Origin of the sequence: Anaeromyxobacter diazotrophicus, assembly GCF_013340205.1 — a bacterium.
Lineage (GTDB): Bacteria > Myxococcota > Myxococcia > Myxococcales > Anaeromyxobacteraceae > Anaeromyxobacter_A > Anaeromyxobacter_A diazotrophicus.
This window is the reverse complement of sequence record NZ_BJTG01000003.1, coordinates 444,574-469,499: the sequence shown is the minus strand read 5'-3', so window position 1 is coordinate 469,499 and position 24,926 is coordinate 444,574. Positions and strand designations below refer to the sequence as shown.

At 74.7% G+C, this 24,926-nt stretch carries 24 protein-coding genes; 13 read left to right on the top strand and 11 right to left on the bottom strand.

Annotated features, from left to right (window positions below):
- Positions 1-227 precede the first annotated feature (227 nt).
- Together HWY08_RS08105 and HWY08_RS08100 are read left to right on the top strand one after the other, a co-directional pair.
- A complete protein-coding gene (locus tag HWY08_RS08105; protein WP_176064341.1) occupies positions 228-662 on the top strand; it encodes a hypothetical protein in 435 nt (144 codons plus the stop codon).
- 258 nt (positions 663-920) lie between these two features.
- Positions 921-2,267: a citrate (Si)-synthase gene (locus HWY08_RS08100; protein ID WP_176064340.1), complete on the top strand. Its 1,347-nt coding sequence runs from the start codon at positions 921-923 to the stop codon at positions 2,265-2,267.
- A 446-nt stretch (positions 2,268-2,713) separates the two neighbouring features.
- Here HWY08_RS08100 and HWY08_RS08095 read toward each other — a convergent pair whose 3' ends face one another.
- The gene (locus HWY08_RS08095) at positions 2,714-3,898 is read right to left on the bottom strand and encodes a M23 family metallopeptidase (protein WP_176064339.1); all 1,185 of its coding nucleotides are present in this window, start codon (positions 3,896-3,898) and stop codon (positions 2,714-2,716) included.
- A gap of 71 nt (positions 3,899-3,969) precedes the next feature.
- Complete coding sequence (locus HWY08_RS22090; RefSeq protein ID WP_176064338.1) at positions 3,970-4,314, bottom strand: DsrE family protein; 345 nt, start codon at positions 4,312-4,314, stop codon at positions 3,970-3,972.
- 88 nt (positions 4,315-4,402) lie between these two features.
- Between HWY08_RS22090 and HWY08_RS08085 the strand changes: the two genes are divergently transcribed.
- Positions 4,403-5,983, top strand: coding sequence for a 30S ribosomal protein S1 (locus tag HWY08_RS08085; protein ID WP_176064337.1), 1,581 nt, complete (start codon positions 4,403-4,405; stop codon positions 5,981-5,983).
- 6 nt (positions 5,984-5,989) lie between these two features.
- Here HWY08_RS08085 and treZ read toward each other — a convergent pair whose 3' ends face one another.
- Entirely contained in the window at positions 5,990-7,657 is a 1,668-nt protein-coding gene (treZ, locus tag HWY08_RS08080; RefSeq protein ID WP_176064336.1) for a malto-oligosyltrehalose trehalohydrolase, read from the bottom strand.
- Positions 7,658-7,813: 156 nt separating this feature from the next.
- On the opposite strand from treZ, the gene HWY08_RS08075 reads away from it, so the two are divergent.
- The 4 genes from HWY08_RS08075 to HWY08_RS08060 all read left to right on the top strand — a co-directional run bounded on the left by HWY08_RS08075 (position 7,814) and on the right by HWY08_RS08060 (position 12,010).
- A complete protein-coding gene (locus HWY08_RS08075; RefSeq protein WP_176064335.1) occupies positions 7,814-9,601 on the top strand; it encodes a phosphoenolpyruvate carboxykinase (GTP) in 1,788 nt (595 codons plus the stop codon).
- Positions 9,602-9,681: 80 nt separating this feature from the next.
- Positions 9,682-10,422, top strand: a complete 741-nt coding sequence (locus tag HWY08_RS08070; RefSeq protein ID WP_176064334.1) for an NRDE family protein — start codon at positions 9,682-9,684, stop codon at positions 10,420-10,422.
- A gap of 31 nt (positions 10,423-10,453) precedes the next feature.
- Complete coding sequence (locus HWY08_RS08065) at positions 10,454-10,795, top strand: DUF971 domain-containing protein (RefSeq protein ID WP_176064333.1); 342 nt, start codon at positions 10,454-10,456, stop codon at positions 10,793-10,795.
- A 36-nt stretch (positions 10,796-10,831) separates the two neighbouring features.
- Complete coding sequence (locus HWY08_RS08060; RefSeq protein WP_176064332.1) at positions 10,832-12,010, top strand: metallophosphoesterase family protein; 1,179 nt, start codon at positions 10,832-10,834, stop codon at positions 12,008-12,010.
- Positions 12,011-12,037: 27 nt separating this feature from the next.
- On the opposite strand, the gene HWY08_RS08055 is transcribed toward HWY08_RS08060, so the two are convergent.
- The 5 genes from HWY08_RS08055 to HWY08_RS08035 all read right to left on the bottom strand — a co-directional run bounded on the left by HWY08_RS08055 (position 12,038) and on the right by HWY08_RS08035 (position 16,127).
- Entirely contained in the window at positions 12,038-12,940 is a 903-nt protein-coding gene (locus HWY08_RS08055) for an HD-GYP domain-containing protein (protein ID WP_176064331.1), read from the bottom strand.
- Positions 12,941-13,090: 150 nt separating this feature from the next.
- Positions 13,091-13,576, bottom strand: a complete 486-nt coding sequence (gene smpB, locus HWY08_RS08050; RefSeq protein ID WP_176064330.1) for an SsrA-binding protein SmpB — start codon at positions 13,574-13,576, stop codon at positions 13,091-13,093.
- A gap of 38 nt (positions 13,577-13,614) precedes the next feature.
- Positions 13,615-14,469, bottom strand: coding sequence for a pantoate--beta-alanine ligase (panC, locus tag HWY08_RS08045; protein WP_371869307.1), 855 nt, complete (start codon positions 14,467-14,469; stop codon positions 13,615-13,617).
- On the bottom strand, positions 14,469-15,380 hold the full coding sequence (gene panB, locus HWY08_RS08040) for a 3-methyl-2-oxobutanoate hydroxymethyltransferase (RefSeq protein WP_176064329.1): 912 nt from the start codon (positions 15,378-15,380) through the stop codon (positions 14,469-14,471). Before panB ends, panC begins: the two co-directional genes overlap by 1 nt.
- Positions 15,381-15,494: 114 nt before the next feature.
- Positions 15,495-16,127 carry a deoxynucleoside kinase gene (locus HWY08_RS08035; protein WP_176064328.1) on the bottom strand — a complete coding sequence of 211 codons (633 nt, stop codon included), beginning with the start codon at positions 16,125-16,127 and terminating at the stop codon, positions 15,495-15,497.
- A gap of 161 nt (positions 16,128-16,288) precedes the next feature.
- Between HWY08_RS08035 and HWY08_RS08030 the strand changes: the two genes are divergently transcribed.
- The 6 genes from HWY08_RS08030 (at position 16,289) to HWY08_RS08005 (ending at position 21,605) form a co-directional block, all read left to right on the top strand.
- Positions 16,289-16,573 (top strand): hypothetical protein, encoded by a 285-nt coding sequence (locus HWY08_RS08030; RefSeq protein WP_235969519.1) that lies wholly within the window; start codon positions 16,289-16,291, stop codon positions 16,571-16,573.
- Between the two features lie 473 nt (positions 16,574-17,046).
- The gene (locus tag HWY08_RS08025) at positions 17,047-17,286 is read left to right on the top strand and encodes a hypothetical protein (RefSeq protein WP_176064327.1); all 240 of its coding nucleotides are present in this window, start codon (positions 17,047-17,049) and stop codon (positions 17,284-17,286) included.
- Between the two features lie 9 nt (positions 17,287-17,295).
- Positions 17,296-17,760: a cytochrome C gene (locus HWY08_RS08020; RefSeq protein WP_176064326.1), complete on the top strand. Its 465-nt coding sequence runs from the start codon at positions 17,296-17,298 to the stop codon at positions 17,758-17,760.
- Positions 17,761-17,776: 16 nt separating this feature from the next.
- Positions 17,777-18,592, top strand: coding sequence for a 4Fe-4S dicluster domain-containing protein (locus tag HWY08_RS08015; protein ID WP_176064325.1), 816 nt, complete (start codon positions 17,777-17,779; stop codon positions 18,590-18,592).
- The gene (gene nrfD, locus HWY08_RS08010; protein WP_176064324.1) at positions 18,592-19,827 is read left to right on the top strand and encodes an NrfD/PsrC family molybdoenzyme membrane anchor subunit; all 1,236 of its coding nucleotides are present in this window, start codon (positions 18,592-18,594) and stop codon (positions 19,825-19,827) included. The genes HWY08_RS08015 and nrfD overlap by 1 nt, the downstream gene beginning before the upstream one ends.
- A gap of 23 nt (positions 19,828-19,850) precedes the next feature.
- Entirely contained in the window at positions 19,851-21,605 is a 1,755-nt protein-coding gene (locus HWY08_RS08005; protein ID WP_176064323.1) for a hypothetical protein, read from the top strand.
- Here HWY08_RS08005 and rsmA read toward each other — a convergent pair.
- From rsmA to HWY08_RS07990, 3 genes are read right to left on the bottom strand one after another with little or no spacing between them, the layout of a single operon-like run.
- Positions 21,600-22,439 (bottom strand): 16S rRNA (adenine(1518)-N(6)/adenine(1519)-N(6))-dimethyltransferase RsmA, encoded by an 840-nt coding sequence (gene rsmA / locus HWY08_RS08000; protein WP_176064322.1) that lies wholly within the window; start codon positions 22,437-22,439, stop codon positions 21,600-21,602. The genes HWY08_RS08005 and rsmA overlap by 6 nt on opposite strands.
- Positions 22,436-23,437 (bottom strand): tRNA (adenosine(37)-N6)-threonylcarbamoyltransferase complex transferase subunit TsaD, encoded by a 1,002-nt coding sequence (gene tsaD / locus HWY08_RS07995; protein ID WP_176064321.1) that lies wholly within the window; start codon positions 23,435-23,437, stop codon positions 22,436-22,438. The genes rsmA and tsaD overlap by 4 nt, the downstream gene beginning before the upstream one ends.
- 5 nt (positions 23,438-23,442) lie before the next feature.
- A complete protein-coding gene (locus tag HWY08_RS07990) occupies positions 23,443-24,864 on the bottom strand; it encodes a DUF4388 domain-containing protein (RefSeq protein WP_176064320.1) in 1,422 nt (473 codons plus the stop codon).
- Positions 24,865-24,926 lie beyond the last annotated feature (62 nt).

Sequence of the window (24,926 nt, the reverse complement as noted above, 5' to 3'; positions counted from 1 at the left end):
GCGCACGCTGCCTGGCTGCGCCGGGCAGACTCCTCCGTCCGCTGCTCGACGTGCCTTTCAGGCACGCCTCCGCTGCTCCGTCGTCGTGTGCCCGGCTCGCCGACGGCATCGTGTGCCTCGCGACGGGCTCTGGCCAAGTGAGCTCCGCTGTCAGACCGACCCGCTACGAAGACCCTCGCCACCGCCCGGCCCCGCGCCGGAGGTGTCTCTCCCGCGAGGTGTGAAGAATGGCCGTCAAGGTGATGCTCGCCCCTGCCATCGCGAAGCGCGACGCCGAGGTCGCCGCCTCGCGCGCGGAGAAGTCGAACGCGCGCCAGGAGGCGGGCGAGGCGAAGCCGAAGCGCCGCCGCTCGAGCGTCTACGACGCGGACGGCAACGAGGTCTTCATCACGCTCATGTGCCTCAAGTGCCACAAGATGCGGCCGCTGGCGCAGTTCGGGCTGCGCCGGATGGCGGACGGCGCCATCCGCAACCAGCCCTGGTGCCGGCCCTGCCGCTCCGGCGCGAGCGCCGGGAAGCCGCGGCGCCGCGAGGAAGCCGCCGGCGCCGAGCCGACGCCCGCGCTCCCCGACGCCGCCCCCGGCGCGGCGGCCGAGCTGCCCGTGGACGCCGGGCTCCTCGCGGCACAGGTGGTGGCGGCGCTGCACGGCGGCCGGCGCTAGCGCACTCATGGTGCGGCATGGTGCCGCGCCCTCCAGGGCGCCCCGTCCGTGGTCCGAGCTGCTACGCGCCTGATCTCGCACCACCTTGGCGGGCGGCCGGCGAGCCGCTCGGCCGGTGAGCTTGATGCGGCGCAAGCATCCGCTTGTCGCGCGTCATCCTGCCTCATGTGACGATTGCGCCGCGCGCGGCTGCGCATGTAGGATTTCGCGTCCGATTCATTTTGACGCAGTCCCTCACGCCGATCCATCGGAGCCCGCATGGCCAACGCGAAGCCGAGGACCACCGCCCTCAAAGCAAAGCTGTTCGAGAAGATCGAGGCCTTCCGGCCGAGGACGCAAAAGCTGAACAAGGAGTTCGGCAACGTCGTCATCGACTCCGTCAACATCGGGCAGGCGATCGGCGGGGCGCGCGACGTCCGCTGCCTCGTGACCGACATCTCCTACCTCGATCCGCAGGAAGGCATCCGCTTCCGCGGCAAGACGATCCCGGAGACCTTCGCGGCGCTGCCCCGCAAGGCCGGCTTCGAGCAGCCGACGGTCGAGTCCTTCTTCTACTTCCTGCTCACCGGCGACGTCCCGACCGCCGAGCAGGCCCTCGAGGTCGAGGCCGACTGGCGCTCCCGCGCCGAGGTGCCCGCGTACGTCTTCGACGTGCTCCGCGCCATGCCGCGCGACACGCACCCGATGACGATGTTCTCGACCGCCGTCCTCGCCATGCAGCGCGAGTCGGTCTTCGCCCACCGGTACGCCGAGGGCATGAAGAAGACCGACTACTGGGACGCGACGTACGAGGACGCGATGAACCTGCTGGCGAAGCTGCCGCACATCGCCGCGTACATCTACCGCATGAAGTACAAGGGCGACACGCACATCGAGCCGGACGCCAAGCTCGACTTCGGCGGGAACTTCGCCCACATGATGGGCATCGCGAAGCCGTACGACGACGTCTCGCGCATGTACTTCATCCTCCACTCGGACCACGAGTCGGGGAACGTCTCCGCGCACACGACGCACCTCGTGGCCTCGGCGCTGTCCGACCCGTACTACGCGTTCTCCGCCGGCCTGAACGGCCTGGCCGGCCCGCTGCACGGCCTCGCCAACCAGGAGGTCCTGGGCTGGATCCAGAACGTGATGAAGAAGCTCGGCGGGAAGATCCCGACCGAGGAGGAGCTGAAGGCGTTCCTCTGGGACACCCTCAAGGGCGGCCAGGTCATCCCGGGCTACGGGCACGCGGTGCTCCGCAAGACCGACCCGCGCTACACCGCGCAGATGGAGTACTGCCAGAAGCACCTGCCGGATGACCCGCTCTTCAAGCTCGTCAACATGATCTACAAGGTCGCCCCGGGCGTCCTCACCGAGCACGGCAAGACCAAGAACCCCTGGCCGAACGTCGACGCGCAGTCCGGCGTCATCCAGTGGTACTACGGCGTCCGCGAGTGGGACTTCTACACGGTCGAGTTCGGCGTCGGCCGCGCGCTCGGCGTGCTCGCCAACATCGTGTGGGACCGCGGCCTCGGCTACGCCATCGAGCGCCCGAAGTCGGTCACCACCGCGATGCTCGAGCAGTGGGCCGCCGCCGGCGGCCGCAAGGGCAAGGAAGAGTAGCCCTCGCCTGACGCAGCCCTGAAACACGAGAGCCGCCCGGGAACCCGGGCGGCTCTTTCGTTTTCCGGCGACGCCCTCCTCTTCGAGAGGCTCGCGCGCGAGCGCAGGGGCGCAACGCCACGCCACGCCACGCCACGCCAATCGAGGGTACGGTCGCCGGGGCTGTGGGGTAGCCCTCCGGCGGTGCTCGGCAAATGACCTGCCGGGGTTGCTACGGCCAGCGTCTCAGAAACGCTCTGCGGCTTGCACCGCAACGTGCCGCGCCGCGGTGGCGCCCGGGGAAGCTAGCGCCGGCGCGGCACCGGCGGTGCAGCGCCCGCCGGGCGATCGTAGTCTTCCGCAGGTCAGCCTGCGCTCCGGCGGAGGGCTACCCCGCCGCCCCCGCTCGGACCCGATCGCGCGGAACGCCGCGGACCCTGAGGGACGGCAGGGAATCACCCCCGCAGCTAGCGCTTGGCGATCAGCATCGGCTCCAGCCGGCTGCGCTCCTGATCGAACGCGCCCTTCGACGCCCCGTCGAGCTTCACCTGCCGGGTCGGCAGGACCGCGAACGGGTCGAGCACGCGGCCGTCCGGCGCCTCCAGCTGGTAGTGGAGGTGCGGCGCCGTGGAGTGCCCGCTGTTGCCGGACTTCGCGATGACCTGGCCCTTCGCCACCTTCGTGCCCGGCTGCATCTCCTTCGGGGCCGCCTCCAGGTGGAGGAAGATGGCGTGGCGCCCGCTCTTCGCGTCGACGAGCTCCAGGCAGTTGCCGTTGGCGCCGAAGTGCCAGTTGCGGCGGGTGATCTGCCCGTCGAAGGGCGCCTTCACCGGGGTGCCCACCGGCGTCTTGTAGTCGACGCCCTTGTGCCGGCGGCCGTCGCGCAGGAGCGAGGTGATCTGCTCGTACCCCTCGACCGGGCTGTCCTGGAGGTGCTCCTCGACCTCGACGCCCTCGGCCGTGTAGTAGCGCGCGAAGGGCGCGCCCTCGGGCTTGAAGCGGTAGGCGGTGAGGAGCTTGCCGAGCTTCTGCGAGCCGTAGCGCAGCGCGAGCACGGTGGGCTCCTTCGAGGCCGGGCCCGCGTCGCCGATGGCCTGCACCTCGCTCGGCTGCGCCGTCGGGAGCTCGTACAGCACCTCGAGCTTGTCGCCCTTGCGGCCGTCGCGGCTCACCTGCATCGACCACACGAGCAGCCGGTTCACCACCTGGGTGAGCTCCTCGCCCCAGCTCCGCTCCGCCTCGGGCAGCGCCCGCGAGATGCTCTCCTCGAGCGGTCCCTGGAGCGTCACGCTGATGCGCCTGACGAGCGGGCCCTGCGGCGCGCCGGGCGGCGTGACCGCCGCCGGCGGCTGCGCGGCGTTGCCGGCCGGGGCGGCCGGGGCGGCCGCGACGGCGGCGCTACCGGGCGCGGCAGGAGCGGGGGCCGGTGCGGGGGCGCCCGCGGCCGGCGGGGCCGGCGGAGGCTGGGGCCGGGCGGGCGCGGGCGCGGCCGCCACCGGCCCGGCGGGCAGCCGCGGCGCGGTCTTGCGGCCGGCCACGAAGCCGCCGGCGAGGCCGACGACGAGCAGCGCCGGGTACACGAGCCAGCGCGCGAGGCCGCCGCCACCAGGGCCGCCGCCAAAAGGAGGGGGATCGATCGACAGGTTCACCATGGCTCACCGGGGAAGAGGGCAGCCGGAAGAACGCCCGGGAGGAGGCGGCTCTTCCTCGCCACGCGAAAACGTCAAAAGTAGAAGCGATCGACCACGCCGCGGCTCCACTCCAGCACCGTCGGCCACCCCACCACCGCGTCCAGGGCCGCCTCCGCCCGGGCGAGGTCCACCCCTTCGGCCACCGCGCTCGCGCTGCACCCGAGGAGCCGGCAGCGGCCGGCCGCCCGCGCCTGGTGGAGCAGCGCCGCCGGGTGCTCGGGGTCACCCGCCGCCTCGACCGCGGCCGCGACCGCCCGGCCGAACAGGAAGAGGTCCACCCGGTCGTCCATCGCGGCGGCGGCGAGGGCGCACGCGCCCGCCAGGCGGAGCGCCGACTCGTCCCCTCGCGTCACGAAGATCACCACCCGGCCGGCCATGGAGGCGGGTCCATAACATTTTCGCCGCCCGGCCCCCACCCCGACGACGGGTGCCGCCCCTTCTCTCCTCTGCTATAAACCGCGCCCCATGGCCGACGAGAAGAAGCCCGGTTCGGCGGGCCCGGTGGTGATCCGCAAGGGCGTCGTGACGCCGCTCCCTCCCGAACCTGCCCCGCAGGCCGACCGCGCGCCCCCGCCGGAGAAGGCCGACGCCCGGCCGCTCTGGCAGCGCGTCGCCGACCGGCGCGGCGCCCCCGGCGGCGCGCCCGGCGGTGGCCCGGGCGGCGCGCGCGGGCCTGGCCGCCCCGGCCCTGCCCGCTCCGGCGCTCCGCGCGGGCGCGGGGACCGGCCGCGCGGCGATCGCCCGCGGCGCGAGCGCGAGGAGGGGCCGGCCCGCGAGGCCGCGCCGCGCGAGCCGCAGCTCCGCGGCGAGCCGCCGCCGCCGCCGCCCGAGGCGCCGATCCCGGAGGAGGGCTCCTTCGCCGACCTGCTGGCCGGCAGCGAGGCCGGCCCGCGCAAGCGCTGGCAGGTGGGCGAGAAGGTCGCCGCCAAGATCATCCAGCTCGGCCACGACGTCGCCTTCCTCGAGCTCGGGACCGGGCTCGCCGAGGGCATGATCGAGATCGCCGAGCTCAAGGGCGACGACGGCGAGGTGACCGCCCGGGTCGGCGACATCGTCGACGGCGTGGTGGTGAAGGGCGGCGAGCGCGGGGTGGTGATCTCGAAGGGGCGGGGGCACAAGGGCGCCCACGACCGCGAGGCCCTGGTCGAGGCCGCCCGCACCGGCCTGCCGGTGGACGGCGTCGTGAAGGCGGTCAACAAGGGCGGCCTCGAGGTGGAGGTGATGGGCCAGCGCGCCTTCTGCCCCGTCTCGCAGATCGACGTCCGGTTCGTCGGCGATCCCTCGGCCTTCGTCGGCCAGAAGCTGCAGTTCAAGGTCCAGCGCGCCGACGGCCGCGACGCGGTGCTGTCGCGCCGCGCGCTCCTCGAGGAGGAGAAGGCGGAGCGCGCCCGGAAGACGCGCGAGCAGCTCGCGGAGGGCGCCGTCTTCCAGGGCACCGTCACGAGCGTGCAGGACTACGGCGCGTTCGTGGACATCGGCGGCCTGGAGGGCCTGGTCCACGTCTCCGAGCTCTCCTGGGATCGCGTCTCGAAGCCGCAGGAGCTCCTGAAGGCCGGCGACGCGGTCACGGTCCAGGTGGTGAAGCTGGAGCAGGACGCGAAGCGCGGCGAGCGCATCGGCCTCTCCGTGCGCGCGCTCGCCCCGCGCCCCGAGCCGAAGGCGCCCGCGCCCGGCGAGGCGCGGCCCGTCACCGCGCCGCCGCCGCCCCCCAGGGTGGGCGACGTGGTGAAGGCCTCCGTGGACAAGATCGAGCCGTTCGGGCTCTTCGTGCGCTTCGCCGGCGGCCGGGGGCTCGTGCCCGCCAGCGAGACCGGGACGCCGCGCGGCACCGACCTGCGCCGCGCGTTCAAGGTGGGCGACCAGCTCGACTGCGCCATCTCCGCCATCGACGAGCAGGGCCGGCTCCGGCTCTCCAAGACCGAGGCGGAGCAGGCCGCGGAGCGCAAGGAGGCGCAGGAGTACCTGCGCCAGGCCGCGCCGCAGGGGCGCGGGGGCAAGGGCTTCGGCACCCTCGGCGATCTGCTGCGCGAGAAGCTGAAGCGCTGACGGCGCTCACCCCTCGCGCACGCGCCACCCCCAGGCCGGCAGCCCGCCGGCCGGGGAAGGGCCGAGGTTCACCTCCACCTCCAGGCCCGGCCGGCGCAGCGCGAGGCTCGTCCCGTCCACCGCCACCTCCGGCCAGCGCTGGCCGAGGGCGGCGGCGTGCCGGCGGCGGATCCGCAGCAGCTCGCGGTGGTGCCGCCAGAGCTCACCGTGCCGCCCGTCGCGGCGGTGCGCGAGGATCGAGCGGCGGAAGGTGTCCTCGTCCTGGGGATCGGGCACCCCGCCCGCGCCGGCCTCGGCGAGGTGCTCCGCCTTGCGGCCCTCGCTCACCGCCTTCGCCAGCGCCGGGTCGCCGTGGCTCGTGAAGTAGAGGAACGGCCGCTCCTCCCCGTACTCCTCGCCCATGAAGAGGAGCGGCAGGCCGGGCCCGAGGAGCAGGAGCGCGGCCAGCGGGAAGAGCGCCTCGCCCGGCACCAGCGCCGCGAGGCGCTCCCCGGCCGGCCGGTTCCCCACCTGATCGTGGTTCTGGAGGGAGAAGACGAACTGCGACGGGGCGAGGCCCCGGGTGTCCGTCCCCCACGGCTTCTTCCTGAAGCGCGACGGCTCGCCCTGGAAGGCGAACCCCTCGGCGAGGGCGCGGGCGAGCGGCGCCATCCCGCCGAAGTCCTGGTAGAAGGCGCCCCGCTCCCCGGTGAGCAGCGCGTGCACCGCGTGGTGGAAGTCGTCCGCCCACATGGCGGCGCAGCCCCAGCCTCCGGGCGGCGGGTCCACCACCTTGCGGTCCTCGAGATCGCTCTCCGCCACCACGTGGATCCGGCGCCCGCTCCCGTCGGCGAACGCGCGCACGGCGTCGGAGAGCGCCCCGACGAGGTGGCGCGGGCTGTCGTCCGGGATGGCGTGGACGGCGTCGAGGCGCAGCGCGTCCACCCGGAAGTCGCGCACCCACTGCAGCGCGGCCTGGAGGACGTAGGCGCGCACGGGCCCCGCGTCCGGCCCGTCGTAGTTGACCCCATCGCCCCAGGGCGACTTGTGCCGATCGGTGAAGTACGGGGCCCACACCGACAGGTAGTTCCCCTCCGGCCCGAGGTGGTTGTAGACGACGTCGAGGCAGACGGCGAGGCCGAGCGCGTGCGCCTGATCCACGAAGCGCTGCAGCGCCTCCGGCCCGCCGTAGCCCTCGTGGACCGCGTGCAGCGAGACGCCGTCGTACCCCCAGTTGCGGTTCCCCGGGAACGGCTGGACCGGGAGCAGCTCGACGCAGGTCACGCCCAGGTCGACGAGGTCCCGCAGCCGGGCCGCGGCCGCGTCGAGCGTCCCCTCGGGCGTGAAGGTGCCGACGTGCAGCTCGTAGAACGCCAGCTCCTCGAGCGGCAGGCCGGGGAAGGCGTGCCGCCAGGCGTACCGGCGCGCGTCCCACACCTGCGACGGCCCGTGCACCCCGTCCGGCTGGCGGCGCGACGCCGGATCGGGGAGCGCTCGTCCGTCCGGCAGCACGAGCTGGTAGCGATCGCCGAGCTTCGCCTCGCGCACCACCCCCGACCACCACCCGCCGTCCTCCCGCGCGAGCGGGCGCTCCTCGCCGGCCACCCGCACCGCCAGCCGCTCCTGCGCGGGAGCCCAGACCGAGAAGCGCACGCCGCGGTCGAGGAGCTGGGGGCCATGGACGGGGAGCGTCATCCGCCAAAGATAGGCCGCGCGGTGCGGGCGGACCGGCGCCGCGGCAATTGGGGCGGGGCGGCCGCACATCTCCGCGGTGGCGGCGCGGTCGCGTCTCGGATAATCTCCGCTTTCCCTACCTTTCACTCGAACCACTTGCCCCAAGGGAAGGCCCGCATGCGCGCACCTGTCGAGAGCGGTCAGAAGCGCCCCACGTCGAACCCGTCGCTGCTGGCGTGGGTCGACGAGATGGCGAAGATGTGCAAGCCCGACCGCGTCTACTGGTGCGACGGCTCACCCGAGGAGAAGCAGCGGCTCACCGAGGAGGCGGTCGCCGGCGGCGTGCTCATCCCGCTCGACCAGAAGAAGCTGCCCGGCTGCTACTTCCACCACTCGAACCCGAACGACGTGGCGCGCGTCGAGCACCTCACCTTCATCTGCACGCCGACGAAGGAGGAGGCCGGCCCCACCAACAACTGGATGGCGCCGCAGGAGGCGTACCACAAGCTCGCCGCGATCTACGACGGCGCCATGAAGGGCCGCACCCTGTACGTCGTGCCCTACGTCATGGGCCCGGCGCGCTCGCCCTTCGCCAAGGTGGGCATCGAGCTCACCGACTCCGTGTACGTGGCGCTCAACATGGGGATCATGACGCGCATGGGGAAGGTGGCGCTCGACCGCCTCGGCCCCACCAGCGCCGAGTTCAACAAGGGCCTCCACTCGGTGGCCGACTGCAACCCGGAGCGGCGGTTCATCTGCCACTTCCCGCAGGACAACACCATCTGGTCGGTGGGCTCCGGCTACGGCGGCAACGCGCTGCTCGGGAAGAAGTGCCTCGCGCTGCGCATCGCCTCCTACCTGGCGAAGAACGAGGGCTGGCTCGCCGAGCACATGCTCATCCTCGAGGCGGAGAGCCCGACGGGCGAGAAGCGGTACGTCGCGGGCGCGTTCCCCTCGGCCTGCGGCAAGACCAACTTCGCCATGATGATCCCGCCCAAGGCGTTCCAGGGCTGGAAGATCCGCACCGTCGGCGACGACATCGCCTGGATGCGCGTGGGCGAGGACGGCCGGCTGTGGGCCGTGAACCCCGAGTACGGGTACTTCGGGGTCGCGCCGGGGACGAACCGCAAGACGAACCCCAACGCGATGGACACCATCAAGAAGGACACGCTCTACACCAACGTCGCCCGCACCAAGGACGGCGACGTGTGGTGGGAGGGCATGGACGGCGAGGTGCCGGCCGAGCTCATCGACTGGAAGGGCCAGCCCTGGAAGAAGGGCTCCGCCGAGAAGGCCGCCCACCCGAACAGCCGCTTCACGGCGCCGGTGCAGAACAACCCCGCCCTCTCCCCGTCCTACGACGACCCGAAGGGCGTGCCCATCGACGCCATCATCTTCGGCGGCCGCCGCTCGACGACGGTGCCGCTGGTGCTGCAGTCCTTCGACTGGAAGCACGGCGTCTACCTGGGCGCGACCATGGGCTCCGAGACCACCGCCGCCGCCACCGGCGCGGTCGGCGTCGTGCGCCGGGACCCGATGGCCATGCTGCCGTTCTGCGGCTACGACATGGGCAGCTACCTGCGGCACTGGCTCGACATGGAGAAGCGCATCCCGAAGCCGCCGAAGGTCTTCCTCGTCAACTGGTTCCGCAAGAGCCAGGACGGCAAGTTCCTGTGGCCCGGCTACGGCGACAACATGCGCGTCCTCAAGTGGATGCTCGACCGGTGCCAGGGCGCCGTCGGCGCCCAGGAGACGGCGCTCGGCTTCACCCCGAAGGCGGGCGACCTCGACGTGCGCGGCCTGGAGCACGCGGACATCGCCGGCGCGACGCGCATCGACCTCGGCGAGTGGGCGGGCGAGCTCGAGAGCCAGACCGAGTGGTTCCAGAAGATCGGCAAGACGCTCCCCCGCGAGCTCGAGCAGCAGCGCCAGGACCTGCTCGCCAAGGTGAAGGCGGCGAAGTAGCGCCACCCGCGCCCCGGCGCGGCCGCGATCCCTCTCCTCCGGCCCCGGAGGAGAGGGCCGGGAGAGGAGGCGGCGACCCCATGTGCACGCTCGCCGTCGCCTGGCGCACCGACCGCCGCTGGCCGGTGGTGGTGGCCGCGAACCGCGACGAGCGGCTCAAGCGGGCGGCGGAGCCATGGGGCCTGCGCGAGCCCGGGCTCGGGCCGCGCTACGCCGCCCCGCTCGACCGGGTGGGCGGGGGCACCTGGATCGGCGTCTCGGCGCGCGGCGTCTTCGCCGCGCTCACGAACCACCACGCGCGGCAGGGCGGGTTCCCCGACCCGCGCCGCCGCTCGCGCGGCGAGCTGGTGGTGCAGGCGCTCGCACAGGAGAGCGCCGGCGCGGCGCGGGCCCTGTTCGCGGGCGAGGACGCCGCGCGCTACAACCCGTTCCACCTCCTCGTGGCCGACGCGGCGCAGGCGTTCCTGTGGCTGTACGACGGCGCCGAGGCGGCGCTGCTCGAGCTCGGCCCCGGGCTGCACGTGGTGACCGAGAGCGACGCCGAGGGGCGCGGGCCGCGCGGCGAGCTGGTGCGCTCCCGCTGGCCGCTCGAGCCCGACCCGGCACGGCTGCGCGAGCTGCTGGTGCAGCACGCGCCGTCGCCGCTCGAGGCCACCTGCGTCCACCTCGACGACCACGACTACGGCACGCGCTCCTCGTCGGTGCTCCGGCTCGCGCCGTCGCTCGAGGCCTCCGAGCTGTGGGTCGCGGAGGGCCGGCCCTGCACCACCCCGTTCGACGACCGCTCGCGGCTGCTCGCGGAGCTGGCGCGCTCGGCTTGACAGGCGGCCAGGCCGGGGACAGAACCCGCGCATGGGCCTCCTCGACCGGATCTCCTCCAAGCAGGAAACCACCGCCCCGCCGGAGAGCATCGACCTCGGCGCGCAGGGCGAGCTGCTCGTGGTCTGGCCGGACGGGCCGCGGGTGGCGCTGCCCGCGGCGCAGCTCCGCGACCAGTGCCCGTGCGCGAGCTGCATCGAGGAGGGCACCGGCCGGAAGCTCCTCGATCCGGCCACCATCCCGGCCGACATCCGCCCGGTCGAGCTGCACGGGGTCGGCAACTACGCCATCCAGATCCGGTGGTCGGACGGGCACTCCACCGGCATCTACACCTGGGGCCTCCTCCGCCGCGCCTCGGGGCTCCCGCCGGGATAGGCCCGGCCGCGGCCCTCGTCCACGGGCCGCGCCTCCATGCTCGTCTTCGTCTCCGACCTCCACCTCCGCCCCGGCGCCCCCAGCCCCGTCTCGCGCGCGGCGCAGCTCGACCGGCTGTGGCAGCGGCTCGAGGGCGGGCGCCCGGGCGCGCCGGTGGAGCTGTGCCTGGTGGGCGACATCTTCGACCTGGTGCGCGCCCCCCAGTGGCTCGGCTCGGCGGTGCGCCCGTACGACGAGCCCTCGCCGGCGCTGGCGGCGCAGGTCGAGGCGGTCGTCCGCGCCACCCTCGAGGCCGATCGCCCGTTCTTCGAGGCGGTGCGGGCGCGGGTCCGGGAGGGCACGCTCCAGGTCCACTACCTGCTCGGCAACCACGACCGCCTGCTCGCGCACGCGCCGGCGGCCCGCGCCGCGGTGCGGGCCGCGCTCGGCATGCCCGGCGGCGACGCGGCGCTGCCCACCGAGCTCGTCTTCCCGGAGCACGGGGTGCTCGCCTACCACGGGCACGAGGTCGACCTGCTCTGCCACGAGCCGGACGGCAGCGCGCCGCTCGGCGACGTGATCGCCGCCGAGCTCATCGTGCGCTTCCCGGGCGAGATCCGGCGCCGCGCCGAGGTGCCCGACCCCGCCCTCGACGACATCGACGACGTGCGGCCCATCCTGGCGGTGCCGGGCTGGGTGCGGGCCGCCGCCCGCGAGCGGCCGCAGTTCCTGTCGCAGGTGGTGGGGCGCGTCTGGCGCGACCTCGTGGAGGAGTTCCTCGACAGCGGCTGGGTGAAGGGGTGGATGCGCGAGCACCACCGGCGCCTCAAGCTCGACTTCGCGCAGCGGGTGAAGCTCCTGCTGGCCCTCTCGGCCCGCGCCCCGCCCCGCGACGAGCCGCGGCTCACCCAGCTCTACTACCTGCTCATGCGGCTCCTCGACGCGCGCTTCGCCCGGCGGGCGGTGAAGGCGCTGGAGCGGCGGGAGCACCGCGGGCTGCGCTTCGTCGTGAACGGCCACACCCACTTCGCCGCGATGACGCCGCTGGGGCTCGTGAACGGGCGGCCGGCCTGCTACTTCAACACCGGCACCTGGCGGCAGCTGCGGCAGCTCGGCAACGTGGCGCGCGGCCGGCCGGCCTTCCTGGCCTACGACGCGGCCGCCTACCTGGTCTTCTTCGGCGCGGACGACCCGCTCGGCCGCACCTTCGAGTGGTGGCAGGGCGCCGGCGGCTGAGGCCCTCCGCTGGCTCGGGCGCGGCCCCTAGAGCGCGGCGGCGGTGGGGGCGATGGGCGTGTGGCGGTTCACGAGCGGCGCCTGGCCGACGCGCTGCCGCCCGAACCGCACCCCGCGCGACTCGCCGCTCCCGCCGCGCAGCGCGTGCACGAGCAGCCGCACCGTGCTCGGGTCGGCGAGGCGCGCCCGCGCCTCGTCGATGAGCACGTCGGCGGCGCCGCGGGCGTCGAACGGGCAGGAGCGGTACGGGCGCGGCTGCGTGAGCGCGACGAAGGCGCTCGCCACCCCGACCACCTCCACCGAGCGCGAGGGCGAACGCGCCAGCGCGGGGTAACCGGCGCCGCTCTTCCAGTGATGGGCGAGCGCCGCCTCGACGGCCGGGTGCGCCCCCAGGTGCCGCGCCAGGTGCAGCCCGCCGAGCAGCGGGTGCGCGGCGAGGGCCCGCGTCCCCTCGCGGTCGAGCGCGCCCGCGGCCCGCGCCACCGCCGGCGGGACGTGCCGCATGCCGAGATCGTGGAGCAGCCCGGCGGCGGCCAGGTCCGGCAGCGCCGGCGCGTCGCCCACCGCCACCATGAGCAGCCGCGCGGTCACGGCCGCGGTCGCGACGGCGTGCCGGTAGCGCCCGGGGTCCGCCGCCCGCAGCGCGGCGAGCTCCTCGAAGAGCGCCGGCGGCAGCCGCGCCGAGAGCACCACCCGCGCCACCGCCGACCGGACCTCCTCGCCGCGGAAGAGGTGGCGGAAGGGCGGCTCGGCGAGCGGCAGGTGGAGGTCGTTCGCCACCGCGCTGCGCGCCAGCGGCACGCGCGCCTGCGGGCGGGCGGCGCGCGCCGCCTCGTGGACGGAGGCGACCGAGACGACCTCGCCCGCCCCCGCCAGCGCGGCGCCCGTCGCGTCAACGAGGTCGCTGGCCAGCACCACGCGGTCGAACATGGACGTCCCCCGGAGCGGACCAGCGTAGCAAAGCGGCGCGCGCGGCGAGACGCTCCGCGCGGGCGGGGGGCGGGCGGCCCTGCGCACGCCCCGGGCCGCCGCCGGAGGACGAAGCCCGATGTAGGCTGACGTGGGATACGACGGACGCGCTCACCTCCGCTTGCGCGACATCGCCCGGTCCATCTCCCGCTTCGTCTCCCGCTCGGCGATGGCGTTGCGGCGATCCTCGTGCTTGCGGCCCTTGGCGAGCCCGAGCTCGACCTTGGCCCACCCCTGCTTGAAGTAGAGCGAGAGCGGCACGAGCGTGTAGCCGCGCTGCTCGACGTTCACGCGGATCTTCTCGATCTCCGCCCGCTTCATGAGCAGCTTGCGCTCGCGCAGCGGCGCGTGCCCGAACTGCGCGGCGGCCGAGTACTCCCCGATCCGGCAGTTGAAGAGGAAGAGCTCGTCGCCCCGCGGCTGCGCGTAGGCGTCGGACAGGGAGAGGTTCCCCGCCCGGAGCGACTTCACCTCGCTGCCGGTCAGCGCCAGGCCCGCCTCGTAGCTCTCCTCGACCTCGAAGTCGAAGCGCGCGCGGCGGTTGGTGGCGACGACCTGCACGCCCTCCGGGGCGCGCCCTTTGCCGGACTTGCTCACGCGCGCACCCTACCCCGCGGCGCGCCGGGCGTCGAAGGTCACGGCAGGGCCGCGTTGTCGATGAGGCGGGTGGTGCCCAGGTAGGCGGCGACGAGCATGCGGCTGCCCGGCGCCGCGCGGGCGACCGGCTGGAGCGACTCGGGCTCGACGATCTCGACGTAGTCGACGCGCGCCCCCGCCGACGCGAGCGCCGCCCGCGCCGACTCCGCCAGCCGAGCGGCGTCGCGCTGGCCGGCGCGGGCCCGCTCCTGCGCCTCGGCCAGGGTGCGCGAGAGGGCGAGCGCCCGGCGCCGCTCGTCGGGCGAGAGGTAGGCGTTGCGCGACGAGCGCGCGAGCCCGTCCGGCTCGCGGACGATGGGCATGCCCACCACCTCCACGTCGAGGTCGAGGTCGCGCACCATGGCCCGGATCACCTGCAGCTGCTGCCAGTCCTTCTCGCCGAAGAGCGCCACCTGCGGCCGCGTCAGCTGGAAGAGCTTCATCACCACCGTCGCCACGCCGCGGAAGTGCCCGGGCCGGCGCGCGCCGCACAGCCCCTGGGCGACCGGGCCGACCTCGATCCAGGTCTGGTGCCCGGGCGCGAAGACCTGCTCCGGGCGCTCGGGGGCGAGCACCGCGTCCACGCCCGCCGCGGCGCACTTGGCGAGGTCGCCCTCGAGATCGCGCGGGTAGCGGGCGAGGTCCTCCTGCGGCCCGAACTGGGTCGGGTTCACGAAGATGCTGGCGACCGCCAGCCCCTCCGGACCGACCCGCCGCCGCGCCTCGCGCATGAGCGAGAGGTGCCCCTCGTGCAGGTAGCCCATGGTGGGAACGAGCGCCACGCGCCGGCCCCCGTCGCGAGCGGCGATCATCCGGCGCTGCCAGGCGCGCGGGTCGCGGTAGAGCTCGGCCACTACACCGGCGCGCCGACGACCTGGGCGTCGTCGGGGCGCTCCTCCTCGGACGCGTGTACGAGCCGCAGCGTCTTCGAGTGGAAGCTGTGCTCCTCCGCCGGGAACGACCCCTGCTTCACCTCGGCCGCGTAGGCGGACACCGCGCCGGCCGTGGAGGCGCCCTGCTCGGCGTAGCGCTTCACGAACTTGGGCTTGAAGGCGCCGTCGAGGCCGAGCAGGTCGTTCACGACCAGCACCTGTCCGTCGCAGTGCGGCCCGGCCCCGATGCCGATGGTGGGGATGGAGAGCTCGCCGGTGATGACGCGGGCGAGCTCCGCCGGGATGCACTCCAGCACGATGGCGGAGCACCCCGCCGCCTCCACCGCGCGCGCGTCGTCGAGCAGCCGCCGCGCCTTCTCGGAGTCCTTCCCCTGCACCACGTAGCCGCCCATCCGGTGGACCGACTGCGGGGTGAGCCCGATGTGGCCCATCACCGGCACGCCGGCGCGGACGATGCGGCGGATGACGTCCGCGTAGTCGGCCCCGCCCTCGAGCTTGACCGCCTCGGCGCCGCCCTCGGCGGCGAGCCGCATCGCGCTGCGCACCGCGTCGTCCGCCCCCGCCTGGTAGCTGCCGAACGGCATGTCCACGGTGAGGTGGGCGCGGCCGGCGCTCCGGGCGAGGCCGCGCCGCACCGCGGCCGCGTGGTAGATCATGTGCTCCAGGGCGACCGGCAGGGTGGAGTCGTGCCCCTGGAAGACCATCCCCAGCGAGTCGCCCACCAGCACCGCGTCCGCGCCGCCTTCGTCCACCAGGCGCGCCATGGCGGCGTCGTACGCGGTGACCATGGCGATCTTCTCGCCGGCCACCTTCATCTTGCGCAGATCGGTGATGGTGAGGCGCCGCCGCGGCGCCTGAGGCTGGGTCGACATGTCACCTCCGGTGCAGGCCCCGTGGTGGGGTCCCGCCCATGTGGGTGAGGCAATGTAGCCCGGCAGGCGGACCCTTGCCAATGGACCTGTCGGGATCGGCGCCCTCGGCCCGCGTCAGCGCGCCGGGTTGTAGTGCTGCACGCCGCTCTTGTGCCGGCGGATGACCGCGAGCAGCGCGTCCTGGTCCGCCTCGGCGGCGAGGTCGAGGTCGCTCGTGTTGACCACCAGCAAGGGCGCGTCGTCGTAGTGGAAGAAGAAGTCGTTGTAGGCCTTGGCGAGCGCCTGGAGGTACTCGGGCTCGAGGTGCCGCTCGAACGGGCGCCCGCGGCGGCGGATGCGCGCCTGGAGCACCTCCTGCCGCGCCTGCAGGTAGATGACGAGGTCGGGCCGGGCGATGCGGCCGCCGAGCAGCGAGAAGACCTGCTCGTACAGCGCCAGCTCGTGGGCCTCGAGGTTCAGGGCGGCGAAGATCCGGTCCTTCTCGAACAGGTAATCGGCGACGGTGAGCTGGCCGAAGAGGTCCTGCTGGAAGAGCGTCTGCTGCTGCTGGAAGCGCGACAGCAGGAAGAAGAGCTGGGTCTGGAACGCGAACTTCCGCCGGTCGTCGTAGAAGCCGGCCAGGAACGGGTTCTCCTCGACCGGCTCGGCGACCAGCCGCCCGCCGAGCCGCTCCACGAGCAGGTTGGCGAGGGTGGTCTTGCCCGCGCCGATGGGCCCGTCGATGGCGATGTAGCGGGCGCGTTCCATGGCAGGGGCTCGGATTCGCGAGCGTGCCACGAGGGGCTGACGCGGTCATCTATGATCTCGCGATCCTACCAGGCATGATCTCCAGATCAGGGTCGGCGTTGACAGCACATGTGTCGTCATGTACCGTCACTGGGTCGGGAACGCGCTGAGGAGGTCGGGCGATGCGAGCGGGACGGCGGACGGCGACGGCGGTGAAGACGGCCACGGCCGGCGCCCTCGCAGCCCGGTCGGCCGCGCCGGTCGAGGCAGATCCGGCCTACCACCGCGCGATCCTCAAGATCGCGCTCGAGTTGAAGAAGCCGAGCGCGCAGGGCTACGACGCGATCGTGGAGCGGACCATCCGGACGATGAAGCTCGATCCGGAGGGCTTTCGCCGGTACCTGGGCGAGAACGGGGCGAGGAACATGAGCCTCCTGCTCGCGACCGCGCGCGGACCGGGGTTGTAGGCGGTCCGGAGGGACATGGGCGCCCGCTCGACCGATGGGCGTGGGCGGGCGGAGATAGCGGGCGGGCGCTCATGGTTTCACCCAGCGACATTCCAGCTCAGCGCTGCCAGGTGAAGGGCTGCCGCCGTCCGCGCTTCCTCGGCGGGCGCTGCGGCTACCACGCGCTCGGGCTCGCGCCGGTCGTCGGCGCGACGGCGCTACATCCACTCAAGGTGAAGCAAGCGCGCGCCCGCACGGCTTCGCGAAGCGCCTGACCGCCGGCACCGTTAATTGACCGTCGTCAATTGGTCGTCGGGGTCTGCCGCCCTCCCCGCCAGCTCAATCTCGCCTTGACGCGCGGCGTCTCGAGCCGCGAACGCCGCTGCAACTCCCCGCGTTCGCTGGCCGATCCTGGGTGCCGGACATCCTCGGCGACCGCCTCACTTTCGGGGGGGATTGCCGCGCCTCGCGCGACCTGATTGCGTGCTGACAGAATGTCGCACCCCTTCGCGAGGCTGCTTCGCAGATTCACCCGGGCGCTTTTCACGCTCGAGCCGCTCCCCTTCGACCCGCCCTCGTGCCCGCGCGGCCGCCCCAGCCTCCTCGCGACCCTCTTCGCGCCCGAGCCCCTGCCGATGGATCTCGAGCTGCCGCGGCGGCGCGCGCGGTGGCTCTCCTGGCTGTTCCTCCCCGAGCGCGTCGACCGCGACCCGAACCGGCCGCCGGCCGACTGAGGTTCACCGATGGAGCATGCCCGCCACGTCTTCCGCGTCGCGCTCGTCCTCGGGGCGGTGCTCGCCGCCGTCCTGGTGACCCGCGGCTTCCTGGTCCCGAAGTCGTACGGGATGTACGGCCCGTACCGGTACGACAACGTCGTCGAGCAGATGAACCTCCGCGCGCCGGTCCACCGCGGCCCCGCCGCTTGCGGCGAGTGCCACGACGAGCAATCGAAGAAGCGCGCAGCCGGCAGCCACAAGGGCGTGAGCTGCGAGATCTGCCACGGCCCGCTCGCGCTGCACGTGAAGGACGACGGCTCGGTGGAGCCCCCGCCCGTCGACCGCTCGTACGGCCTGTGCGCGCGCTGCCACCGGAAGATCGAGGGCCGCCCGGCGAGCTTCCCCCAGGTGGTGCTGGAGCAGCACGTGAGCGGCCCGGTCGAGGGCCAGGTCTGCCTCGGCTGCCACGACCCTCACTCCCCGAAGCTCTAGCGGAGGCGACCAGGACATGGCCCCCAAGTCGAACGCGCTCCCGGTGCTCCAGTCCGACCCGGCGCGCCCCTCCCCCGGCGTCGGGCGGCGCCGGTTCCTCGCCGACGCCCTGCGCCTGTCGGGCGGCGCGCTGGTGCTCCTCGCCGGCGGCTCGGCCGCGGAGGCGCTCGCGGCGGTGCAGGCCCCGCACCCCGAGGCCTACCGCTGGGACGAGCATCTCTACGCCTACCTCATCGACACCACGAAGTGCATCGGCTGCGGCTCCTGCGTGCGCGCCTGCGCCGCCGAGAACCAGGTGCCGGACGGCTTCTACCGCACCTGGATCGAGCGCTACGTCGTCGGCATGGAGCAGACCCACGTCGAGTCGCCGAACGGCGGCAAGGACGGCTTCGGCCCGATCCAGGTCGGCTTCACCGCCACCAAGTCGTTCTTCGTGCCGAAGATGTGCAACCACTGCCGCGCCACCCCCTGCGTCCAGGTCTGCCCGGTGGGCGCCTCCTACCGCACGAAGGACGGCGTGGTGATGGTCGACGGCGAGCGGTGCATCGGCTGCGCCTACTGCGTGCAGGCCTGCCCGTTCGGCAGCCGCTTCATCTCGCCGGTCACGCACACCGCCGAGAAGTGCACCTGGTGCTACCACCGCGTCACGAAGGGACTCCGGCCGGCCTGCGTCGAGGTCTGCCCGACCGGCGCGCGCCAGTTCGGCGACCTCAAGCGCGAGGACGACCCGGTGCGCCGCGCCATCGCGCAGGACCGGGTCGAGGTGCTGCAGGGGCACCTCCTCACCGAGCCCCAGTGCTACTACCTGCACCTCGACAAGGAGGTCCGGTGATGCCGGAGATCAGCGGCTTCTCCTTCCCGAACGACGTCCACGTGTGGTGGAGCCTCATGATCGTGATGTACCCGTACATCACGGGCTTCGTGGCCGGCGCCTTCATCGTCACCTCGCTCTACCACCTGTTCGGGCGCACCGAGTTCAAGCCGGTGGCGCGGCTGGCGATGGCCACCTCCTTCGCCTTCCTGCTCGTCGCCTCCCTGCCGCTCCAGCTCCACCTCGGCCACCCCGAGCGCGGGGTCCAGGTCATGGTGACGCCGCACTTCACCTCGGCGATGGCGGGGTTCGGCATCCTCTACAGCGGCTACCTCGCCATCCTGGTGCTCGAGGTGTGGTTCGTCTGGCGCCCGGAGATCATCCTGCGGGCACGGCGCAGCCGGGGGCTCCGGCGCGCCTTCTACGCGGCCCTCGCGCTCGGCACCTACGACACCGGGCCGCAGGCGCTGGAGGTCGACCACCGCGCCATCACCCTCTTGGCGGGCCTGGGCCTCCCCGGCGCCTGCATGCTGCACGGCTATGTCGGCTTCATCTTCGGCGCCATCAAGGCGAACCCCTGGTGGTCGACGCCGCTCATGCCGGTCATCTTCCTCGTCTCGGCGGCGGTCTCCGGCATCGCGCTGCTGGTGGTCCTGTACCAGGTGGTCTCGCGGCTCCAGGGGCGCTCGCCCGACCAGCCCTGCGTCTCGGCGCTGGCGCGCTGGCTCTGGTTCTTCCTCATCCTCACGCTCACGCTCGAGCTCCTCGAGATCATCGTCATGGCGTACGAGCGCTCCGAGTCGTGGCTCATCATCTCCGAGCTCCTCACCACCCGGCTCCAGTTCTCCTACGTGACCATGCAGATGATCGTGGGCGGGCTCATCCCCCTCATCCTGCTGGCGGTGGTGGTGCTCATGAACCGCTACCTGCACGAGCGGGTGCGGAACACGCTCTCCACCGTGGCGGCGCTCCTGTGCCTCCTGCAGGTGTTCTCGATGCGCTGGAACATCGTGGTCGGCGGGCAGCTCATGTCGAAGTCGCTGCGCGGGCTCCGCTCCCCCTACGAGCCCGAGCTGTTCGGCCGCGAGGGCGTCCTCATGGCGATCGCGCTGGTGGCGGCGCCGTTCGTCATCCTCTGGGTCTTCGACCGCGTGCTCGGGATCGAGGAGCGCGAGCCCGAGGCCGGCAGCGGCAGCGGCGCGCCGGAGGAGCGACGCCCGGCCGCCGCCGCCGGGGGCGGGGTCCACGCCGCGTAGCGCGCTCCCGCGAGGAGGCCGCCGTGCCGGATCGCATCTCGGAGCTGGAGGGACGGCTCGCGGCGCTGGCCGAGGCGCACCGCGAGCTCGAGCGGCGCCTGGCACGGCTCGAGCGCGGCGCGGCGGCCCCCGCCGCCCCGCGCGCCCGGCCGGCCAGCGCCGCGGCGATCCCCGCCCCGGACCTCGCGCGCGAGGCGGCCGCGGCCACCCGCTACCTGGCGCTGGCCGGGCGGACGTCCCTCGCGCTCGCCGGCGCCTTCCTGCTGCGCGCCCTCACCGAGGCGGGCTCGATCCCGGCCTGGGCCGGGGCGGGGCTCGGCCTCGCATACGCCGGCACCTGGCTGGCCCTGGCCTGGCGCGCCGGGGGCGCGGAGCCCTGGAGCGCGACCTTCCACGGCGGCGCCGCCCTGCTCATCGCCTGCCCGCTGCTCTTCGAGGTCACCGCGCGCCTGCACCTCCTCGCCCCGGCCGCCGGCGCGGCGGCGCTGGCGGTCTTCACCGCGGCGGCGCTCGGCGTCGCGGCCCGGCGCCGCGCGCCCGCGCTCGCCTGGCTGGCCGAGGCGGGCGGCGTCGCCACCGCGGTCGCGCTCATGCTCGCCACCGGCCGCCTGGCGCCACCGGCGCTCTACCTCACGCTCCTCGGCGTGGCGGCGCTCTGGCTCGGCTACGTGCTCGGCTGGACCCGGCTCCGCTGGCCGGTGGCGCTGGTGACCGACGCGGCGGTGGCCCTGCTCGCCCTGCGCGCCGTGGCGCCCGCGGCCGCGGAGGGCCCGCGCGCCGCGCTGCTGGTGCAGGCCGCGCTGACCGCGCTCTACCTGGGGAGCATCGCGGTGCGCACGCTCCACCTGCAGCGGCCGGTGGTCGACTTCGAGGTGGTGCAGACGGCCCTCCTGCTCGCGGTGGGCGTGGGCGGCGCCGCCTGGGTGACCGCCGCAGCGAAGCTGGGCGAGGGCGTGGTCGGCGCCCTCAGCGCGGCCTTCGGCGCGGCCGTGTACGCGGTGGCGTTCGCCTTCGTCGAGCGCCGGCAGCGCGGCCGCGCGAACTTCTACTTCTACGCGTGGTCCGGGCTGGTCTTCCTGCTGGCGGGCACCGGCCAGCTCCTCTCGGGCGGCGCGCTGGCCGCCGGGTGGGCCGCGCTGGCGCTCCTGGCGTCGGCGCTGGCCCGGGCCACCCGGCGCCTCACGCTGGCCGTCCACGGGTGCGTGTTCGCGCTCGCCGCCTGCCTGCAGGCCGGGGCGCTGCCCCACGCCGCCACCACGCTGCTCGCCTCGCCGGCGGCGCGCTGGCCCGGCGCCCCCCCGGCGCTGGCGCTGGTGGTCGCGGCCATGGCGCTCTCCGCCTGGCTCACCGGGAGCGCCGCCGCCGCGCCGCTCGCGCCGCGGCAGCGGGCGCCGCGCGCGGTCCTGCTCGCCGCGCTGGCCGCCAGCGCCGCCGGGCTCGCCGTGGGCTGGCTGGTGCCGCTCCTCGCCGGCGCGCCGGGGCCGGGGGTGAACGCGCCGCTGGCGGCGGCGCTGCGGACGGCGGTGCTGGTGGGGGGCGTGCTGCTGCTCGCCTGGGCCGGCCGCCTCGAGCCCTGGCGCGAGGCCGGCTGGCTCGCCTACCCGCTCCTGGGGCTGGTCGGGCTGAAGCTCCTCCTGGAGAACCTGGCGCGGGGCCGCCCGGCGTCGCTCTTCGTCGACCTCGCGCTGTTCGGGGTCGCGCTCATCCTCTCGCCGAGGCTGCGCCGCCCCGCTCCGCCCGCGCGGGCGGCGCCGTCCGCGGCGGGCGGCCCGTCATGAGGCGCCGGCCGGACCGAGCGCGCGCTCGAGCGCGGCCCACTCCTCGACGGTGAGCGTCTCGCCGCGCCGCCGCCCGTCGATCCCGGCGCCAGCGAGCGCGGCCGCGAGCGCGTCGGGCGGCGCGAGGCGGGCCGAGGCGAGCGCGTTCGCGAGCACCTTGCGGCGCTGCGCGAAGCCCGCCTTCACGAGCCGCCGGAACCGCGCCGGATCGGTCACCGGCGCGCGCGGCGGCCCGAAGGCGATCCGCACCACCGCGCTCTCCACCTCCGGCGGCGGCAGGAACGCGCCCCGCGGCACCCGGCGCTCCAGCGTCACCGCCGCGCGGTGCTGCAGGAGGACCGAGAGGAGGCCCCACTGCTTCCCCCCGGGCCCGGCCGCGAGCCGCTCGGCCACCTCGCGCTGGACGAGGAACACCGCCCGCGACACCGCCTCCGGCTGGTCGAGCAGCGCGAAGAGGATGGGGCTCGTGAGGTGGTAGGGCAGGTTGCCGACCACCGCCAGCTTCCCGCCCCCGTGGAGCGCGCGGTAATCGAGCTTCACCGCGTCCGCCTCCAGGAGCCGGATGCGCTCGCCGAGCTCGCCCCGCAGCACCGCGGCCATGTCGCGGTCGCGCTCCACCGCGATGACCTCGGCACCCCGGGCCAGCAGCCGGGCCGTCAGGTGACCGAGCCCGGCCCCCAGCTCCACCACCCGCTCGCCGGGCGCCTCGACCGCCAGCCGCGCGATGTCGTCGAGGATGGCCTCGTCGCCGAGGAAGTTCTGGCCCCAGCTCTTCTTCGCCCGCAGCCCGTACTTGTGGAGGAGCGCGGCCGGCGACGGGTACCCCGCGCTCACAGGCGCCACCCGGCGTCGGCATGGAGGCCCGGGCCCTCGCGCTCGCCGCGCTCGAGCGCGTGCGTGCCGGCGACCGCGATCATGGCCGCGTTGTCGGTGCAGAGCCGCGGGGCCGGCAGGAACACCTCGAGGTCCTCGTACTCGGCGGCGCGGGCGGCCACCGCCGCCCGCAGGCGGCTGTTGGCGGCCACCCCGCCCGACAGGACCACCCGCCGGAACTGGTAGGTGCGCGCGGCGCGGAAGAGCTTGTGGACGAGCGCCCCCACGATCGCCTCCTGGTAGCTCGCGCACAGGTCGGCGAGCCCCTTCCCCTCGGGGACGCCGTGGCGCCGGACGTGGTGGAGGAGCGCCGTCTTGAGGCCCGAGAAGCTGAAGTCGAGCTCGCTGCCGCGCACGATCGCGCGCGGGAAGCGCACCGCCGCCGCGTCGCCCTCCTTCGCCAGCCGGTCGATGGCGATGCCGCCCGGGTACGGCAGCCCGAGCAGCTTCGCCCCCTTGTCGAACGCCTCGCCGGCGGCGTCGTCCCGGGTGGCGCCGAGCAGCCGGTACCGGCCGAACCCCTCGGCCGCGTAGAGGGAGGTGTGCCCGCCCGACACGACCAGTCCCAGGAACGGGAACTCCGGCGGCCGCTCGGCGAGGAAGCTCGCCACGAGGTGGCCCTCGAGGTGGTTCACGCGCGCGAGAGGCTTCTCCCAGGCGGCGGCGAGCGCCTTCGCCACCTGCACGCCCACCAGGAGGGCGCCGATGAGCCCCGGGCCGCTCGTGACCGCGAGGCCGTCGAGCTCCGCCGGCGAGACCCCGGCGCGGGTGAGCGCCTCGTCCACGACCGGCAGGACCTGCATGACGTGGTTGCGGCTCGCCAGCTCGGGCACCACCCCGCCCCAGCGCCGGTGCAGCTCGATCTGCGTCGCCACCACGTCCGAGAGCGCCCGCCGGCCGTCCTCGACGACGGCGGCCGCGGTCTCGTCGCAGCTCGTTTCGATTCCTAGAATTTTCACTTTGTTTACTTCATCCGTTCCAGCGCCGCGCGGACCTCTTCGGCGCGGCCGCCCTGCGGCTCGAGCGCCAGGTAGCGCTCGAAGGCGCCCCGCGCCTCGGCGGCCCGCTGCTCGCCGAGGAGCGCCTCGCCGAGCGCGATATAGGCCCCGGCGTTGGCGCCGTCCAGCTCCACCGCGCGCTGGAGGGCCGCGATCGCGGCCGCCGGCTGCGCGGCCTGGGCGAGCATGCGCCCGAGCTCCGCCTCGCCGTCGCTCGTGTCGTGCCCCGCGAGCGCCCGCCGGTAGCCGGCGATCGCCTCCTCGAGGCGGCCCGCCTGCTGGAGCCGGCGCGCCTCGGCCACCTCGGCCTCGTACGCCACGGACGCGCTCGCCCGGCCCCCGCCGCGCCAGCGCCCCCAGGCGACCGCCGCGGCGAGCGCGACCATCGCCAGCGCGAGGCCGACGCGGAGGGCGCGGCTCCCGGACGCCGGGGCGCGCCGGGCGGCCGGCGGGCGCGCCGGCGCGCGCCGCGCGGCAGGCTCCGGAGCCGCGGGCGGGGGCGTCCCGGGGTCGCCCGGCCGCGGCGTCGGCGCGGGCACCTTCTCCCGCGGAGGGAAGCGCACGATGCGGGGCGGGCGCGGCTCGCCCGGGCGGCCCTCCGGCTGCGGGGCAGGGTCGGGCGGGGCGGCGCGCGGGCGCGCGGGGGCGGCGGCGGCCGGCGCGGGCCGCGGCCTGGCGGCCGGGGCGGCCTGGGCGGCGGGAGCGGTGGGGGCCGGCTCCCGCTCGGAGGGCCCCGCGAACCAGGTGACGCGCTCCGGGTCGGGGGTCGCCGCGCGGGCCGGGGCCGCGGGGGCGGCGCGCGGGGGCGCGAGCCGCAGGATCTGCTCCGCGAACAGGCGCTCGACCATGGCGGCAGCGGCGAGCTCGTCGAGGCCCGCGTCGTCGATGACCTGCTCCACCGTGCGGCGCCCGTCGACGGTCCGGAGCAGCGCGTTCACGTCGTCCGGGATCTCGGCCAGCCGATCCGAGAGCAGCCGGTAGTCGATCTCGACCGGCGCCCCGAGGTCGGGGAGCCGGGCCGCCGCCGCCCGCCAGGCCTCGGCGCGGCGCAGCCCCTCCAGCACGAGCGCCTGGGTCGACGCCGCGATGCGCGCCGGGCGGGTCACCGGCTCGAACTCCACCGCGAACCCGCCCTCGGTCCAGCGCAGGAGCCGGTGGAAGGCGGCCTCGCCCTGGATCGCCCCCAGCTCGCAGTCGACCGGCCGCCCGTCGCGCAGCCACAGGGTGGCGGCGCGGCCTGCCGGGCCGGTGAGGTGCACCACGCCGGTGCGCCGCCCCAGCTCGAGCGTCTGGACGAGGTCCACCAGCGCCACCTCGGAGAGGTCGCCCGAGAAGATGGCGCGCGCGTCGCGCGTGTCGAGGGGCTCCTGCCCCCGCCGGTGGTCCAAGAAGTTCCCTTCCCCGCTCGGCTCCGGATCGTCCCCTTGAACACGCCGGGGCGTCAAGGCGC